Annotated in this window: 18 protein-coding genes; 11 read left to right on the top strand and 7 right to left on the bottom strand. The window is 51.3% G+C overall.

Annotation, left to right across the window (positions count from 1 at the left end; translation table 11 throughout):
• Positions 1–17: 17 nt before the first annotated feature.
• A complete protein-coding gene (locus CIL02_RS12070; protein ID WP_094402038.1) occupies positions 18–1,433 on the bottom strand; it encodes an alkaline phosphatase in 1,416 nt (471 codons plus the stop codon).
• A gap of 223 nt (positions 1,434–1,656) precedes the next feature.
• On the opposite strand from CIL02_RS12070, the gene CIL02_RS12065 reads away from it, so the two are divergent.
• The 5 genes from CIL02_RS12065 to CIL02_RS12045 all read left to right on the top strand — a co-directional run bounded on the left by CIL02_RS12065 (position 1,657) and on the right by CIL02_RS12045 (position 5,595).
• Complete coding sequence (locus CIL02_RS12065) at positions 1,657–2,247, top strand: ATP-binding cassette domain-containing protein (RefSeq protein WP_170935092.1); 591 nt, start codon at positions 1,657–1,659, stop codon at positions 2,245–2,247.
• On the top strand, positions 2,244–3,020 hold the full coding sequence (locus tag CIL02_RS12060) for an ABC transporter permease (RefSeq protein ID WP_094402035.1): 777 nt from the start codon (positions 2,244–2,246) through the stop codon (positions 3,018–3,020). The genes CIL02_RS12065 and CIL02_RS12060 overlap by 4 nt, the downstream gene beginning before the upstream one ends.
• Positions 3,021–3,055: 35 nt before the next feature.
• Positions 3,056–3,712, top strand: coding sequence for a SprT-like domain-containing protein (locus CIL02_RS12055; RefSeq protein WP_170935091.1), 657 nt, complete (start codon positions 3,056–3,058; stop codon positions 3,710–3,712).
• 222 nt (positions 3,713–3,934) lie between these two features.
• Positions 3,935–4,723: a Nif3-like dinuclear metal center hexameric protein gene (locus CIL02_RS12050; protein ID WP_094402305.1), complete on the top strand. Its 789-nt coding sequence runs from the start codon at positions 3,935–3,937 to the stop codon at positions 4,721–4,723.
• A gap of 50 nt (positions 4,724–4,773) precedes the next feature.
• Entirely contained in the window at positions 4,774–5,595 is an 822-nt protein-coding gene (locus CIL02_RS12045) for a zinc ribbon domain-containing protein (RefSeq protein ID WP_094402032.1), read from the top strand.
• Between the two features lie 234 nt (positions 5,596–5,829).
• Here the strand turns inward: CIL02_RS12045 and CIL02_RS12040 are convergent, their stop codons facing one another.
• The 3 genes from CIL02_RS12040 to CIL02_RS12030 form a co-directional block, all read right to left on the bottom strand.
• The gene (locus CIL02_RS12040; protein WP_094402030.1) at positions 5,830–6,660 is read right to left on the bottom strand and encodes a DnaJ domain-containing protein; all 831 of its coding nucleotides are present in this window, start codon (positions 6,658–6,660) and stop codon (positions 5,830–5,832) included.
• 24 nt (positions 6,661–6,684) lie between these two features.
• Positions 6,685–7,326 carry a YhcH/YjgK/YiaL family protein gene (locus CIL02_RS12035; protein ID WP_094402028.1) on the bottom strand — a complete coding sequence of 214 codons (642 nt, stop codon included), beginning with the start codon at positions 7,324–7,326 and terminating at the stop codon, positions 6,685–6,687.
• Between the two features lie 178 nt (positions 7,327–7,504).
• Positions 7,505–9,067, bottom strand: coding sequence for a DASS family sodium-coupled anion symporter (locus tag CIL02_RS12030; protein ID WP_094402027.1), 1,563 nt, complete (start codon positions 9,065–9,067; stop codon positions 7,505–7,507).
• A 212-nt stretch (positions 9,068–9,279) separates the two neighbouring features.
• Between CIL02_RS12030 and CIL02_RS12025 the strand changes: the two genes are divergently transcribed.
• The gene (locus CIL02_RS12025; RefSeq protein WP_094402025.1) at positions 9,280–9,564 is read left to right on the top strand and encodes a hypothetical protein; all 285 of its coding nucleotides are present in this window, start codon (positions 9,280–9,282) and stop codon (positions 9,562–9,564) included.
• A 107-nt stretch (positions 9,565–9,671) separates the two neighbouring features.
• Here CIL02_RS12025 and CIL02_RS12020 read toward each other — a convergent pair whose 3' ends face one another.
• Positions 9,672–10,121, bottom strand: a complete 450-nt coding sequence (locus tag CIL02_RS12020; protein ID WP_094402024.1) for a type I restriction enzyme HsdR N-terminal domain-containing protein — start codon at positions 10,119–10,121, stop codon at positions 9,672–9,674.
• A gap of 65 nt (positions 10,122–10,186) precedes the next feature.
• Here CIL02_RS12020 and holA point away from each other — a divergent pair, with 65 nt between their 5' ends.
• From holA to CIL02_RS12000, 4 genes are all read left to right on the top strand, one after another.
• Positions 10,187–11,215 (top strand): DNA polymerase III subunit delta, encoded by a 1,029-nt coding sequence (gene holA, locus CIL02_RS12015; RefSeq protein ID WP_094402022.1) that lies wholly within the window; start codon positions 10,187–10,189, stop codon positions 11,213–11,215.
• Positions 11,216–12,004: 789 nt separating this feature from the next.
• Complete coding sequence (locus tag CIL02_RS12010; RefSeq protein ID WP_094402021.1) at positions 12,005–12,469, top strand: helix-turn-helix domain-containing protein; 465 nt, start codon at positions 12,005–12,007, stop codon at positions 12,467–12,469.
• Between the two features lie 201 nt (positions 12,470–12,670).
• Positions 12,671–13,447 carry a dihydroorotate dehydrogenase electron transfer subunit gene (locus CIL02_RS12005; protein WP_094402303.1) on the top strand — a complete coding sequence of 259 codons (777 nt, stop codon included), beginning with the start codon at positions 12,671–12,673 and terminating at the stop codon, positions 13,445–13,447.
• Positions 13,435–14,340, top strand: a complete 906-nt coding sequence (locus CIL02_RS12000; RefSeq protein WP_094402019.1) for a dihydroorotate dehydrogenase — start codon at positions 13,435–13,437, stop codon at positions 14,338–14,340. Before CIL02_RS12005 ends, CIL02_RS12000 begins: the two co-directional genes overlap by 13 nt.
• Positions 14,341–14,367: 27 nt before the next feature.
• Here the strand turns inward: CIL02_RS12000 and aroC are convergent, their stop codons facing one another.
• Both aroC and CIL02_RS11990 read right to left on the bottom strand, forming a co-directional pair.
• Positions 14,368–15,444 (bottom strand): chorismate synthase, encoded by a 1,077-nt coding sequence (gene aroC / locus CIL02_RS11995; RefSeq protein WP_094402017.1) that lies wholly within the window; start codon positions 15,442–15,444, stop codon positions 14,368–14,370.
• A 17-nt stretch (positions 15,445–15,461) separates the two neighbouring features.
• Positions 15,462–16,115, bottom strand: coding sequence for a peptidylprolyl isomerase (locus CIL02_RS11990; RefSeq protein WP_094402015.1), 654 nt, complete (start codon positions 16,113–16,115; stop codon positions 15,462–15,464).
• Between the two features lie 413 nt (positions 16,116–16,528).
• On the opposite strand from CIL02_RS11990, the gene CIL02_RS11985 reads away from it, so the two are divergent.
• The gene (locus CIL02_RS11985) at positions 16,529–16,888 is read left to right on the top strand and encodes a hypothetical protein (RefSeq protein WP_094402013.1); all 360 of its coding nucleotides are present in this window, start codon (positions 16,529–16,531) and stop codon (positions 16,886–16,888) included.
• Positions 16,889–17,093 lie beyond the last annotated feature (205 nt).

The following is a 17,093-nucleotide window of genomic DNA, read 5'->3' as shown; positions in this document are numbered from 1 at the left end:
TCCGTCAACGTTGCCGCTTAGTGTTTCCATCCAGCGGCTGTTGCGATATTCTTGCATATTTCCGTATTGTCTATACGTCCGTGGAATTGCTCTGCGCCCACTCCGATGGCGAAGCATGGCACGTAGCCATTGCTGTGGCCGCCCGTCTGCCATCCTACGAGTGCGCACTCGGCCAGTATCTTGCGGACGGTAGTTGCCAGCTCGTCATCCTTCTGGTAGAGCGTTTCAGTGCTTTGCCCCTTTCCGCTCATGATGTTGTTGAATGCTTCCTGCAGGCGTGTGGTCTGCGCGTCGGAGAGCGATACCTTGGTCCAGAAGCCGAAGTTCTCGGCCAGGAAAGCCTTCACGATGTCCCAGTTGTATTTTTCCCCATGTTTGTCGTGCAGCTTGTGCAGTTCCTTGCCAAGTTTCTCGATGCTCATGCGCTGGTTGCCCACAACGTCGAGGTGCAGGTCATAGCCCTTCCGCCCGAGTACCAGTCCGCCAGTCTCGTGGTCGGCTGTCACTACGATTAGCGTCTCGTCGGGGTGCTGCTGGTAGAACTCGTATGCCACCTTCACGGCGTTGTCCATATCTATTAGTTCCTTGATGTAGCACATGTCGTTGGCGTGGCATGCCCAGTCGATTTTTCCGCCCTCCACCATAAGGAAGAAGCCGTCCTTCTCTCCCTGCTTCTTTGTAAGGAAGTTGATGGCAGCCCTTGTGATGTCAGTCAGCGTGAGGTCTCCCTTGCTGCGGTCTATGGCGTATGGCAGGCTGTAGCGGTCTCTCTTGTTGGCCTCCTGTGTCTGGAACATAATCATGCGGTCGGCCTTGCGCGCCTTCTTCTGGTAGTCCTTATATCCGTATGCTATTGTAAATCCCTTGTCGGCAGCCTGCTCGTAGAGGCTTTTGCCCTCCTTGTCGGGGTTCTCTGGGCTTACGAAGTCAGAGCCTGCATAGAAGTCGTTGTTGCTGTTGACGAGCTGTACGCCTATATCGTATGCCTGCTTGCGGCTCGGCACGTGAGCATAGAATGCGGCAGGAGTGGCATGGTCTACGCTTACGCTCGTAGTTATTCCCACGGCAGCTCCGGCATCATGAGCCCAGTCGGCAATGCTTGTCACGGGAGTTGTCAGGTCGGCAAGCATACCGAGAGCACCATTCTTGGTCTTGTGTCCCGTGGCGAGAGCGGTGCCTCCAGCGGCAGAGTCGGTGACGCCGTTGCTTGCGCTCTGGGTGTTTACGAAGGCAGAATAGGGGAATGAGGGAAAGCAAAGCTCGTTGATGCCTATGCGTCCCTCCAGTGCTGCAAGGTAGGTCTCTGCGCCATTTACCTGGTTTACGCCCATGCCGTCACCGATGAAATAGAAAACATACTTGGCCTTTCCCTGGGCCATGATGGAAAGTGCGAGCATCAGGATGCCGCACAGGGTTAGAAATCGTTTCTTCATGTCAGCTAAGTTATTATGTTTTTAAATTCGCTTAATCTTTTGGACCTAAATCTAAGGCAAAGGTACGTATTTTTTTTGTGAAAAACTCTATTGTGCAGGGAAAAAGATGGCACACGATACCTTTATTTCGGTTTTTTATGTTTACCTTTGCCGTTGTTATGGCATGGCCGTCAGTGTTGCCGGGAATGAGAACCACGAGAGCCATGTCCCGAAAAGAATAATTATGCTCGAATTCAAGAACGTTCAGTTAGAGGCTGTTCCCCATGAGCTTTCATTTGTTGCAAGGCTTGGCGAGGTGACGGCTATCCGCGGAGAGAGAGGCTCCGGCAAGACATCTGTTGTCAACGCCATATTGGGCAGAGCTCCTGTGGTGTCGGGCTTTGTCACCATCGACGGTGAGCTGGTGACCGTGGGTTCTGCTCCGTTTTTCAGAAAGACGGTGTCGTATGTGCCTCAGGATGTGCGTCTTGCCGTCAGCAGACTGTCTGTTGTCGTTGACGAGATGCTCGCCATTGCGGCATCTCAGGGCAGGGGGTGTGCCAAGGCTGCGGTAGCGGCTGAGATGGCCACGCTTGGTATTACGGAGGATGTGCTCCGCACAGACGTACGTTCGCTGGACGGAAGACTGGTGAGGCTCGTTCTGGCTGCCCTTGGCTCTGCCATCGGTGGCAGTATCTTTCTTCTTGACGAGCCTGTGGACCGTCCCGACACAGTTATGTCGTCGTTTCTCAGGCGTCAGGCTGAGCGCGGGCGTTGTGTCGTCGTTACGGAGAGTGGTGACTATGTTGACTGTGATAAAACGATAATGATATGAAGATAACAATATTAGGGGTGCTGGCTGGTCTGTTGTTGCTGGCGATACCATTCTATGTTCTGTTCCGCTACAGGCTGAAGGTGATGGGGGCGGTCTTCGTAGCCCTTGTCCGCATGTCCTTGCTTCTGGCTGTGGCTGGTGGCGTGATGTATCTTACTGCCATGGCCGACAGCGTGGCGGTAACGTTGGGTTTGTCTGTGCTGATGGCCGTTGTGGCATCGCTGTGGACATGCTGGCGCTCGCGGTTGAGGGCTCGCCGTTGCCTGATACCCGTAATGTCGGGCATGTGTTCCGCTGCTCTTGTCGTGGGACTGTACGTCCTGGTGCTGGTGACCGGCAGCGATTCTCCCTTCAGCGTCAGTATGGTTTTGCCTATCTTCGGAATAATCCTCGGTACGGTGGCCTCGTGCAATGCCCGTGCCCTGTATGCCTATTATGCGGGGCTGGAAAACCACAGGCAGATATATGATTACCTGATAGGCAATGGTGCCAGCCACAAGAAGGCTGTCAACACCTTCGTCAGGAGAGCCCTTGAGGCCAATGTCATCCCACAGGTGAGGCGCATGGCCAATGTCATGGTGGGTGTCTCGCCCGCAATGATGTGGGGGATGGTGCTTGGAGGCATGGACGTGCCGGCCGCAGTGGTCTTCGACTTGCTGCTCACCATTGCCGCGCTGTCGGCTTCGGTGCTGTCGCTCGTCGTCGCCATAACAGTGGCGCGCAGGTATGATTTCGACGAGTATCAGGCTCTGCGTCCAGGGACTGATGCGTGATGTGCAGGCAAAACAGTAAGACAAAGGCACGGACGATGGAGATTTCTGTTCAGTACCTGAGAAACAAGTTCGACGAGTTTAACACCCTCTGTTTTGGAGGAGAGCTGCCGCCCATTGCCTTGAAGGTAATAAACGCCAAGAGCTTCATGGGGCAGTTCTCTTACAGGAAACGGCGCGTATTGCCGTGTGGTACAAGGGTGTATGGGCTACAGTTGAAAATAAGCTCCCATTACGACATGACAAAGGAGGAGCTGGATGACACGCTCCTCCACGAGATGATACATTATTATATATTCCATAAGCGCATCACCGACACCTCGCCGCACGGCAGGGTGTTCCGGCAGATCATGCACGACATCAACTCCAGGTATGGCAGGCATGTCACCATCTCAAACAAGAGGTGCAATCTGGCCGTCAACACCCAGGCGGCCGGCCAGCGCCAGCGATGCGTAGTGAGGATTAGGCTTTCTGACGGCAAGGCGGGTGTGAAGGTCGTTCCTGCGACACCGGCTGCCATACGCTATTTCGTCAGCAATGTCAGGCTCTCGCCTGCGGTAAGAGAACTGGAGTGCTTCCTTTCCGCAGACCCGTTCTTTGAGCGTTTTCCCTCGTCGCGTGCGTTGAGGGTACATGTCGTAGACGAGACAGAGCTTGACAGTCATCTCGCCACGGCCACTCGTGTAGATGTTTGAGCGGCACAAGCCGCCCTGCCGTTCTGCTCCTCTGCCTTCTGGTAAGAGCTTTTGCAAATGTTCTGGGCCAAAGAGAGTGGGGAAGTAAGGAGTGGCTGGAAGCATGCCGTAAAGAGATAGTTTGCACAGGTGAAAAACGTAAAAAAGGTTAATTGTTTGGGCTCTTCTTGGCATGTTGCCGCAATTATTAGTATATTTGCAGTTCAGAAAAAGTTTTTTGACGTGAAAATAAAGGAAGTGGTTAGCGCCCTTGAGCAATTCGCGCCTCTGCCTCTGCAGGCTGACTATGATAATGCCGGCTTGCAGATAGGACTGACAGAAGCGGAGGTTTCAGGGGCTTTGTTGTGTCTTGACGTTAACGAGAAGATTGTCGATGAGGCTGTTGCCGCCGGGTGCAATCTTGTCGTGGCGCACCATCCGCTCATTTTCCGCAAGCTCAGGAGAATTACTGACGAGGATTATGTCCAGCGTACTGTTGCCAAGGCAATAAAGAACGATGTCGCCATAGTGGCCATGCACACCAATATGGATAGTGCCATGGGCGGCGTGAATTTCAAGATAGCAGAGAAGATGTCTCTTGAGGACCTGTCTTTCATTGGCCGCACGCAGGAAGTTGGAGGCGTGAGCGGTGGCGAGGCCGTCTTGGGCAACCTTCCCGAGCCCTTGTCTGCCGATGACTTTATGGTCATGCTCAAGCGGCGTTTTGACGTTGAGTGCGTGTGTGCCAACCAGCTGCTCAGAAGGAACATTGAGAAGGTGGCCGTATGCGGTGGCGCAGGCGACTTCATGCTCGACGAGGCCATTAAGGCTGGCGCCGATGCCTTCGTGACGGGAGAGATGCACTATCATCAGTACTTCGGACATGAGCAGGAAATACAGATTGCTGTTATCGGGCACTACCAGAGCGAGCAGTTCACCAACGAGCTGTTCAGGGATATCATACAGAAGCAGTGCCCCGATGTCAGGTGTCTGCTCACCAAGACAAATACCAATCCGATAGTCTATATCTGACAAGTAAACTGGTAATAGAAACTAATAAAACTATAATATCAACAACATTTATGGCAAAGAAAGAACTTATAGACCTGTCAGAGGAAGATAAGCTGAGCACCCTCTATCATCTTCAGACAACATTGTCGGCAATCGACGAGAAAAGAGCTCTTAGGGGTGAGTTGCCTCTTGAGGTGCAGGACCTGGAAGACGAGATTGTCGGCCTGAACACCCGCATGGAGAAGATTGAGAATGAAATCTCCGAGTTCCAGCAGGCCGTATCGCAGAAGCGTGGCGACATCCTTACTGCCGAGGCCAGCGTGAACAGGTATCAGGCTCAGCTCGACGAGGTGAAGAACAACCGCGAGTATGACACCCTTACCAAGGAAATAGAGTTCCAGTCGCTTGAGATAGAGCTGTGCAAGAAGAAAATCAAGGATGCGCTCATCAAGATTGAGGAGCGAAATGCCGACCTGAAGCAGGCTCAGGAACTGGTTGCTGACCGCAAGGTGGCTTTGCAGCAGAAGAAGGGCGAGCTTGACGAGATTATGCAGGAAACGCGCGAGGAGGAGGAGAAGCTCAAGGAGAAGGCTAAGGAGTACGAGGCCAAGATAGAGCCGCGCCTGCTGTCGAGCTTCAAGCGCATAAGGAAGAGCGTGCGCAACGGACTTGGCATAGTATACGTACAGCGTGACGCCTGCGGAGGATGCTTCAACAAGATACCGCCCCAGCGTCAGCTTGACATCAAGATGCACAAGAAGATTATCGTTTGCGAGTATTGCGGACGTATCCTCATCGACCCAGAGCTGGCAGGAGTGCAGAGTGTGGCTGCTGAGGAGAAACCAAAGCGCAAACGCTCCATACGCAAGACCAAGAAAGAGGAGGACGCATAAAGAGTTCTCCGCAGACACCGATCTTCGCAGACATAAGACTCCGCCGACAGACTACTTGCACGTAGGTGTTGGCTGGTAAATGCAAGTTTGTGGAAAGAAATAAGGCAGCTGGCATCCCGTTTTGGAAGCCTGCTGCCTTATTTCTTTTTGACCTATATGCGTTATTCTTGTTGCGCTGCGCCCTCTTATGCCATTGGGCATAGCCTTATTCGGTACATGTCCCTTATCCTCAGCCTATATGCCCCTGGCCTTGAAAATCTTTTCCTTGGCATCATTGATTTCCTTGAATTTCTTCTCTGCGGCCTTGCGCACATCCTCTCCAAGCGTGGCAACCTTGTCGGGGTGGTGCTGTAGGGCGAGGCGGCGGTAGGCGGCCTTCACCTCCTGGTCGGTGGCTTCGGGAGAGACCCCCAGCACCTTGTAGGCGGCTTCAAGGTCGGTGGCGCCATTGCGGAGGTTCAGCATGCTGTCAAGGTCGGACATGGAGAGCTGTAGGCCGATGGTGACCTCGCGTAGGGCCTGCACCTCGGAAGGGTGAACTACGCCGTCGGCTTGTGCTATGATAACCAGGAAGTTGAGCAGCTGCAGACGGGAAGAGTAGTCGAAGTTGCCGGCTATCTGCGTCGTGGCGCTGCTGATGACGCTGCGGTACTGCACCGCCCCCATTTCCTTCTGCTTCTCGAAGAGCTTCAGCAGTATCTGCTCGCCCTCGTGTACGGCCTGCTCGCCGAAGTTGTCTCTCAGCATCCTGCGCACAAGCTCCATTTCGGAGTGCATCACCTTGCCGTCGGCCTTGATGATGTATGATGCCAGTACAAGCATCGAGAACCTGAACGAGTTGCGTTGTCCCTCGTATATCTGTTGCTGGTGGTATCGGTATTGCTGTTCCTGCGACGTGCCTTGGCCGTAGCTGCCGTCACCGTCGAAGGTGCTGCGGTTGTAAGGCTGGTTTACCTCGTCGATACCGCGGTCGAAGATTGCTCCGAGTGCAAATCCCGCAAGGGCGCCCAGCGGCCCTCCTGTCATGAAGCCAAGAAAGCCTCCTATCCATTTTCCTATTGCCATGTCTTGTTATTTGCTGTAAAGGGGTTATTCAACATAATCAATCTTCACCACCACTACTCTGATGTTCTCTTTCATCTCCGGGTCGCCGAGGTCGTTGTTTATCTTTGCTATATGCCAGTCGCGCGGGAAGAAGAGGAAGAACTCCTTGGGGTTTGAGAGGTAGAACTTGGCCTTCGTCACGTCGTAGTCGTAGTGTATGATATCCGGGCGGTACGTGCTGCTCGGCTTGCTTGTGTAGTGGTCAATGATGCCGAATTTCTCTACTCCCCTGACAACAAACTGGAAGTCAATCTTGTGGTTGTGGCTCTCGCTGCGCTTTGTCGACAGCTCGCCGTTGGTGTCGTCCTCGATGCTCGCCACGAGATTGCTGCCCTCAATGTTGTGCCTGCCTTTTGGTAGAGCCAGCAGGTCGGTCTTTGCGAGCCACTGGAACAGGGCCTTCCATTGCGACGGGTTCTTCTGGTATTGCAGGTAGAAGTCCACTGCGTTGACCGTGGAGTGGGGATCTGCGCCGTCATATCCATTGCGCCACTCACCGCTCCTTACCCATGCCTCGGCCTTGGAGCGGAGCTCCTTGTCGGCGTAATACTGAGTGTAGTAACCTTGCGCCACCGAGCTGAGCGATGTCAGAAGGGCGCATCCAAGTGTGATAAACAGTTTTCTCATAACTTTCCTTTTTTATATATATAATGTGGGTTCCGTTAATTCTGCGAAACGTCAACCCCACAATTATTCTGCATCCACCTAAAAGGTGGGAAAATTGCGTTTCCCACCTTTGTACTCTATATTCTTAAGCAGATATATAGCTTAACTGCTTTATATGCCTTGTCGTCCCTCTCTGCCCCTACGCTATCATCTTCACGAGGAACAGCACTATTGGAATAGTGATGCAGGCTATTCCGATGACATCGATGATGACACCAGTCTTTATCATCTTTGTTATTGGTATGTAGCCGCTTGCATAGACGATGGCGTTTGGAGGCGTCGATACGGGGAGCATGAAGCCAAGTGAGGCCGACAGAGCCACGCCAACGGCCACGGGAATGGGGCTGAAGCCTGCCGAGAGGGCTGCGCCAATGGCAAGCGGGCCTATCATGTTCGTGGCTGCGGTATGCGATGTCAGCTCTGAGAGAAGCAGGGACATGACGCAGAACACCGCTACAAGCAGCAGCTCGGAAGGCTCACCGCCCAGCAGGCTGATTATCTGGCCGCCAATCCAACCGGAGAGACCCGTGCTGTACATCATGCCGCCCATGGCAAGACCGCCGCCGAAAAGCAGAAGCGTGCCCCACTCAACGCCGGCTACGGCATCCTTCCAATCCAGGGTCATCTTGCGGCGCTTCATGTCCACAGGCAGGAAGAACAGCAGCAGTGCGCCTATCATTGCCGCTATGGCCTCGGGGAACAGCTTGTTGTAGGTGCTCAGAACCTCGCTCTCTGTGCCGAGGAATATGTTCAGGAAACCTGGGGTCACCCAGAGCAGGACGGCAACGATGAATGCGAACAGGGTGTTCTTCTGTGCCCTGGTCCAATTGCCGAGCGACCTCACCTTGTTGCCTATGAACTCCTGCGCTCCCTCTATGTGCTCAACGTCTGAGGGGAACATCTTGTAGAGCAGGATGTAGGTGATGACGAAATAGCACACCATGGCGACAAGTCCCCATACCATCCACTGGAAGAATGATATGTGCAGGTCGCACATCTCGCTCAGGAAGCCCAGCATGATGATGTTTGGAGGTGTGCCGATAGGGGTGAGCACTCCTCCTATGGAGCAGGAGTAGGCCGTCATGAGCATCAGGCCGGTAGCATACTTGTACGTGCGCAGATTGATGGTCTTGCCGTTGGCTGCCATCATCTCGCGGATGGCCTCAAGGAGTCCAAGGGCAATGGGGAACATCATGGCTGCCGTGGCTGTGTTGCTTATCCAGCCTGAGCAGAGCATGCAGGCAAGGCCAATGGCCAGGAATATGCGGCGGGGGCTGTCGCCAACCCATTTCATGGACATTATGCCGTAGGCGATGCGCTTGTCCAGACCGTTCACCATCATCGCCTTGGCAATGATGAAACCGCCCATGAACAGGAATATCATCGGATTGGCGAAGGCGGCAAAGGCCTCCTTCATCTTCACTATGCCGAAAACAACGCAAAGCGTCGGACCGACGAGAGACGTAACAGGAATAGGTATCGGCTCGGTTATCCACCATATAGCCACAAGTACCATGACGGCCAGCAGCTTGTGGGCTTCGGGCGACAAGCCGGCTATTGGCGTAAACCATACTAACAGAGCGCAGACAGGACCGAAGATGGCACCGAAGATGTGGCGGTTCCTGTCGAAAGTGGAGGCCGCTGCTCCGTCAGACCCTGTTTCCGGGTCGGGCAGAAGCTGCTCTTTTCTCGTTTCTTCCATAGTGTTTATACGTTTGTTTAGGTAAGTGATTTCTTTTGCAAAGATACAAAAAATATTCACATAACCTCCTTTTGGCAGGAAAATTTCAAGAAAATCGCAAATAATTGTCATTTGAGTGTACAACTTAACGAAAAAAAACGTATATTTGCAGATAACTGAAAACAATCTGGTTACATAACCCACTTTAAAAACAACCTATAAATTATATTATTATGGAAACGACTAACGTTGTTATTATTGTCGCCGTGACAATACTTATACTTGCAGTATTCAACTATCTGCACAAGAAACATGTCAGGTTCAACAAGGATGACCTTACAATAAAAATAAAAGCCATTTTCGAGGAACACAAAGCTGAAACATTGCCCAAACAGGACTTCGTATTCGCACTAAAGGAAAAATACGACTGCTCGCGCAAGGAGGCGCTCTACCTCTTCGGCAAAGCATGCGAGCTACACATCGTGAAATACGAGGACAAGCAGGTGACAATTGGATAAGGTCTGAGGTCTAAGGACTAAGGTCAAAGGTCTGAGGTCAACGGTCTGAGGGTATGTCCTAAGTATGGTGTCACAGCTTTACGTTATCGGTATACGGCATAATTTTGTCAAAGATTATTGTAGTACGGAATATTCTCTATGAATAAATATTTTTGGTTCTCATAATCCATTTTGCAGCAATAGTGCTGCAGGCCGTTGCTTACCATCAGGTAGTCTACGTGCATTAGCATGTTGTATGTGCTAATCTGGTCGAACACTTTCTGGCTGAGCCTCACGGTTGGTGCCTTGTACTCAATGATGACGCGCGGATGGAGAGAGTGGTCGTAGACCACGGTGTCCGCACGGAGCTGTTTGCCTCCGATGGACAGTCTTGTCTCGTTTGCCATGAGGGCGGTAGGGTAGCCGAGATGCTCTATGAGATAGTGTACGAAATGTTGCCTTACCCATTCCTCTGGGGTAAGAGCGACGAAACGGCGGCGCAGAATATCCCAGATGGTGGGCTTTTCGGCGTTGCCGGATATTTTTATCTGGTAACTTGGTAGGTTTAATGAAATCATTTTCGTAATTTTGCAATCATAGTGGGGCTTGTAAATTCCTCCCCACCTGCAAATGTACGAAAAAAATGGCAGAAAAGAAAAAAAACAAGAGCTTTGATGATATTATGCGCGACATAAAGTCGGGCATATTCTCACCTATTTATATATTAATGGGTGCGGAGTCTTATTACATCGACAAGATTGCCGACTGCATAGCAGAGCACGCTCTGTCTCCCGACGAGCGCGACTTCAATCAGGATGTGGTGTTCGGGGCCGATGTCAATGTGGCGCAGATTGTGGACATGGCCAGGGGCTACCCGATGATGGCCCGGCGAAGACTCGTTATGGTGAAGGAGGCACAGAACCTCAAGGGACTGGAGACTCTGGAGAAGTATCTCTCCAATCCGTCTCCCACAACAGTCGTCGTATTGTGCTATAAGAACGGAACCATTGACGCAAGAAAGAAAATCATCGCCAAGGCCGAGGCCTTGGGAGTGGTCTTCGAGAGCAAGAAGCTCAGAGACTATCAGATACCGGGATTTGTGGAGAGCTACCTCAAGGTGCGCGGGGCTACCATCGACAGCAAGAGTGCGATGATGGTGGCCGAGCATGTGGGCGCGGACCTAAGCCGTCTGGCATCCGAGCTTGACAAGCTACTCATCACGCTGCCCGACAACGACCGTAGGGTAACGCCGGAGCTGGTAGAGAGAAACATTGGCGTGAGCAAGGATTTCAACTCGTTCGAGTTGCGCGATGCCATTGTGAACAGGAATGTCATAAAGGCAAATCAGATTATCAAATACTTTGACAGCAATCCTAAGGCAGGCTCTCTCTTCTCGTTTCTCCCGTTGCTATTTAATTTCTTCCAGAACCTGATGCTGGCCTATTATGCGCCGAACAAGAACGATGAGAAATCGGTTGCGCAGCATCTCGATCTGAAATCGGTATGGGGAGTCAAGGACTATATGACCGGCATGAGAAATTACTCCGGAATGAAAACGTTGCAGATAATTTCCAAAATTAGGGAAATTGATGCCAAAAGTAAGGGCATAGACAACACAAATACGTCGTCTGGTGACCTGATGAAAGAGCTGATTTTTTATATTTTGCACTGAAAAACGTCGCAAAATGCCACTGTTTTTTTCCAGATTGAGCGTCCCGCAAGGACGCTTTTTTTGTGCCTAACTTGTTGGAAACAAGAAGAATGAGCCTGCTGAAAAAGCTCTGAGAATTGAATATTTCGAGGCTTCCGACAGGTTGGTCGGAAATATTGCAGTAATGAGAAAAATGACTCTTTTTGGCCGTGCGAAATTTAGTGTTCACATTTATTAATGTTTTAAGATTTGAATGTTTGGTATACAAAACTAAACAAATGTATATTTAGAATTTAAAATATTAAACATAATTATCAATACGAAGCATCCGCACAGATATGAATATTTGATTTTAAACATTTAAATATCTGATTTTTAAAATCCGAACGAAAATTTATTCATTTCTCTCCATTAAAGGATAAACGGCTGAAAACAAGCGGTTTATATCATCGTCGTAAATCAAATACCATTCTATAACAGCTAAATGAGACCTGTTTTATGCATATTCGGATTTTTACTCTATCATACAGGGAAAATAACATGTTACAGGCCAGTGGTTTGTCTTAAAACCATGTATTATTGGTGTTACGGCCGTTAGATGTCTAAATTTAGTTTTGTATTGTAATACACTATGTTTTGGCTTTTTGGTTTTAGAGATTTAAATATCTAAAATGTAATATCAAAAATTCAAATTACAAAATTCTTCCCTTAAAGGTTGCGAATTCCAAATATTTGCTTTACCTTTGTAAATCGAAATATTATCGGGCTTTTTTGCTCCTTTTTGACTCTAATCAGCATTAATTGACAGTCATGAAAGATAGAATTAAGAAAGTAATGGAGAGCCAGCACATGACCCAACAAGTGTTCGCTTCCTTCATCGGTGTGTCACCAGGAACCCTGAGCAGCATCTTCACTGGTAGGACAAACCCTACCCTTAACATTGTAGAGTCTATCAAGACTAAGATACCAAGCATATCTTCCGACTGGCTTCTCTTCGGCCATGGGCAGATGTACGCTACAGACTCTCAGCAGGCTGACAGCCCCAAGCCGGCAACAGCCGAAGCCAACGCTCCGCTGTCTATAGACTTCGACGGCATGTCCTCTGCCCTATCTGGAGGCGCTCAGGCTGCTGCAAACTCGCGGGGTGTCAGTCCAACACTAAATAATCAACGGCAAACTGCTATCAAAATAATTGACAAGCCCGAACGTAAGATAGCAGAGATAAGGATATTCTACGACGACCAGACTTGGGAGACTTTCGTGCCCAAGAAGTGAGATGGCGTAACAAGGGAATGAGGCTTATGTTCACAATCTCATAACCTCATTCCCCTCTTGTCCTCTCTTTATCCATTCTTCCTTTTAACTTCTTTTATCTACCGTCGAAAGTAGAGTTATAGTTATTTTGTGTTATCTTTGCAACTGATAACATTCATGGTGGAATTCTGATGGTTCCACATTATTAAATAATATATGGAAATGAAGAAATATTGCATAGACCTTAAGGTGAATTCCGTGGAGAGGTTGAGCGAGAAGCATGTCCTGCTGAGGCTTTCCTCCCCCGACGGTTTGCCGGAGATGCTGCCTGGGCAGTTTGTTGAGGTTCGCGTAGACGATAGTCCCTCGACATTCCTTCGGCGTCCCATCTCCATCAACAATGTCGACGAGGAAGCCGGAGAGTTGTGGCTCCTCGTTGCTACTATCGGTGACGGCACGCGCCGTTTGGGGCGTCTGTGCGCCGGCGATACCCTTAACTGCCTGCTTCCTTTGGGCAATGGTTTCACCATGCCTTCCTCGCCTTCCGACAAGGTGCTTCTTGTTGGTGGTGGCGTAGGTGTTGCTCCGCTGTTGTATTTCGGCAGGAAGATTAGGGAGATGGGCGGTGAGCCGACGTTTCTCCTTGGTGCCCGTACAGGCTCAGAGCTCCTTGAGCTGGAGATGTTCAGGGCGGTAGGCAGGGTGCTGGTCACTACAGAGGACGGCAGCTTGGGCGAGCAGGGCTTTGTCACCAATCATTCGGCCTTGCAGTCGGAGCATTTCGACTTTATCTCCACTTGCGGTCCCAAGCCCATGATGGTGTCTGTGGCCCGTTATGCCAAGAGCCACGGCATAGAGTGCGAGGTGTCTCTTGAGAACCTTATGGCGTGCGGGCTTGGTGCCTGTCTGTGTTGTGTGGAGAACACCGTCGAGGGTAATGTGTGTGTGTGCAAGGAAGGTCCAGTGTTAAATATTAGGAAATTGAAATGGCAGCTCTAAATGTAAAGATTGGGTCATTGGAATTGAAGAATCCCGTGATGACCGCTTCGGGTACTTTCGGCTATGGTCTTGAGTTTGCCGACCTTGTCCCGTTGGACGAGATTGGCGGTATCATCGTCAAGGGTACTACCTTAAAGCCCCGTGAGGGCAACGATTATCCGCGTATGGCCGAGACCACGGGTGGAATGCTCAACTGTGTAGGATTGCAGAACAAGGGCGTGGATTACTTCTGTGAGCATATCTATCCTCAGATCAAGGATATTGATACGAGGATGATAGTGAACGTCAGCGGTGACTCTCCCGAGACCTACGCCCTGTGTGCGGAGAAGATTGATGCCCTGGAGGCTATTCCTGCCATAGAGCTTAACATCTCCTGTCCCAACGTTAGGGATGGCGGTATGGCTTTTGGCGTGACGTGCAGTGGTGCGGCCAGTGTTGTGAGGGCTGTCAGGGAGAGATACCATAAGACGCTCATCGTGAAGTTGTCGCCCAATGTCACCAATATCGTGGACATCGCCAAGGCCTGCGAGGCCGAGGGTGCTGATGCCCTGTCGCTGATCAATACCCTTATGGGCATGTCCATCGACATAGAGCGCCGTTGTCCGCGTCTGAGCATCGGTACGGGCGGCCTGAGTGGTCCTGCCGTGAAGCCAGTAGCCGTGCGCATGGTCCATCAGGTGTCGCGTGGCGTCGGCATACCCGTTGTTGGTCTTGGCGGCATCTGCACGGCTGAGGATGCCATAGAGTTCCTCATGGCCGGTGCCACGGCCATAGAGATTGGTACGGCCAACTTCCTTGACCCTGCCGTGTCGGTGAAGGTCAAGAATGGCATCTCCGCATGGCTCGACGCCCACGGATGCTCATCGGTGAGCGAGATTGTTGGCGTTGTGTGATGATGTTGTATAAAGCAAGCAAGACTGTCAGAGCTTGACAGTCTTGCTTGCTAACCAGTTGTCGAGAATTACCATTGCTGCCATGGCCTCGACTATTGGGACGGCTCTTGGCAGCACGCATGGGTCGTGCCTGCCCCGTGCTTTCAGCGTTGTGTGGTTGCCTTCCAGGTCTACCGTCTCCTGCTCCTGCAGTATTGTCGCTACGGGCTTGAACGCCACCCGGAAGTATATGTCCTGTCCGTTGCTGATGCCTCCCTGTATGCCTCCGCTGTGGTTTGACGCTGTTGTTATCCTGCCTTCCTCGTTCCGGAAGACATCGTTCTGCTGGCTTCCCTTGGTTGCCACGCATCCGAAGCCCTCACCATACTCAAATCCCTTCACGGCGTTGATGCCCAGCATTGCCGCTCCGAGCTGTGCGTGCAGCTTACCGAATTCCGGCTCTCCCAGTCCCGGAGGGCATCCCTTGATGACGCAGGTGATGATGCCTCCTATGGTGTCGCCCTTGGCCTTGACGCTTGCTATGAGGTCTTCCATCTCCTTTGCCACCATTGTGTCGGGACATCTCACGATGTTAGTCTCCGCATTAGCCAGGTCGTAGCATGTATAGTCGCCCTGCAGTGCTATGGTGCCCACCTGCGAGGTGTAGGCCTGTATGGTGATGCCCAGCTCCCTGAGAGCCAGCTTGGCGAGTGCTCCTCCCACGCATCTGGCAATGGTGATTCTTGCAGACGAGCGTCCTCCTCCCCTGTGGTCCCTGATGCCGTACTTCTGCTGGTATGTATAGTCGGCGTGCGAGGGTCGGAAGAGGCATCTCATGTTCTCGTAGTCCTGGCTGTGCTGGTTGGTGTTCCTTACGATGAAGCCTATGGGGCACCCCGTAGAGCGTCCCTCGAACACTCCGCTCAGCAGTTCCACCCTGTCGGCCTCTTGCCTGCTTGTCGTTATGCGGCTCTGTCCCGGTCGTCTGCGGTCCAGCTCTTGCTGTATGAAGCCAGTGTCGATGGCAATGCCGGCGGGCATGCCGTCAACGACGCCTCCCACAGCCTCGCCATGGCTTTCGCCGAATGTGGTGAGTGTGAATATGTTTCCGAAAGTGTTGCGCATAGTCGTGGCAATTGTTGTTATTCACCGTGATGTCCGCATCCGTGGTGCTTGCAGTGTTGCTCCTTGCCGCTGTCGTGGTGTCCGCAATGGCCGCTCTCGTGTCCTCCGCAGTGTCCTTCGTGTTGTCCTCCGCAGTGTCCCCCAGAGCAGCTGTCGCATCCTCCTCCGCAGCATCCCTCGCCGCTGAGCATGCTTACGAACGCCGCCATTTCCTCAGCCGTGGCCTCATGGGTGCTGACTATCCTGCCCTTGAAGTTGAGTCTTCTGCCGGCATATGGGTGGTTGAGGTCTACTCTGACGGTTTTGTCGCCAATGGCGACTATTTGCCCGTAGAAGCTCTCCTCGCCATTCTGCAATGGTACGATGGCTCCCTCGTAGATAAATTCGCTGTCGAACTTTCCGTTTCTGAAGAAAGTAGCCTTGTCGACATCGAATACCCTTGCTGCCACATGCTCGCCATAGGCCTGCTCCGGTTCGAGCACGAAGTCGAAGCTCTCGCCTTCTTCTATGTCCGAAAGCTGTCTTTCGAACTCATCGATGGCTATTCCCATGCCGCTGATAAACTCAAACGGTCTGTTTGGCTTGGTCTCCTCAAGGAGTTCCGCCTTGCTGTCTGTCACGTCATAGAGCTTGTATTCTGCTCTTATGAACTTGTTGGTTGATTGCTCCATTTTATATATTATACTTAATGTTTCTCTGGGGTCGAGGGGGCTCTCCTCCTATTTCCTCTTATCTCCTCCTATCTTTTGCCCCATTTTTCTGCAAAGGTACAATAAAAACACGAGAAAGTGTCCCTTTTGCATGGTTTTTTGTTATCTTCCTTACTCCTGTCTTTAGGCTGTTGCTTGCCGTACAGGGGTAGCAGTATGATATCAGGCTTGATATATCGCAGGTTGTTTGATGTAGGTCAAAAAAGGTGGCAGAATGAGGAATTTTTCCCTTCTTATGCTTGTGGGGTATGTCCAAAAGGCATAATTTTGCACCCGAAAACAAGAGAATAGGCGCAAGCGAGCGCCGCTAAGGATAACGGGGCACAGGATAACAGAAGCCCTAATGTTTAATTTAAATATAGGAGAATTGAATTATGAGAAAGATTGTTATGACTCTTGTCGCATTTATGACGATTACAATGGCATTTGCCGGAAACAGTGACGCTAAGTCGTTCCACGAGACAGACGCTTACGACATGCATGTGAACATCCGCCGTCTGGGTACCACACTTGGACTGACCCTCGACCAGATGGATGCCGTGAAATATGTGCACAAGATGTTCCGCACAGACATGCTCGACGCTTCCAAGGCTTCTGCCGACAAGAAGGCAGAGAAGGTGAACGAGGCTGTAGAGAAGAACCTCACCTATATGTCGTATGTCCTTGACAAGAAGCAGATGGCGAAGTACACTACGCTCATCAACACCACACTTGCAAACCGTGGACTGAAGTAAGAAAACAGAAAATTTTGAGAGAGACGAATAATTGGGGAGACCCCATGCGGCCTTTGTGGCGGGCATGGGGTCTCTTTTTTGGTACGCTCAGCATGAGCATTAGCTAACGGGTGCGAGTCCCGAGTGAGCCCTAATAGCGGGAATCACATAGCCAAGGGCAAGGGTGTCCATCGCGAGGTGGAATCTGAAGGAAGCCGGCGGCAAA

This window comes from Prevotella sp. P3-122, assembly GCF_002251365.1.
Taxonomy (GTDB): domain Bacteria; phylum Bacteroidota; class Bacteroidia; order Bacteroidales; family Bacteroidaceae; genus Prevotella.
The sequence above is the reverse complement of the archived record's forward strand: the minus strand, read 5'-3'. Positions and strand labels throughout refer to the sequence as shown.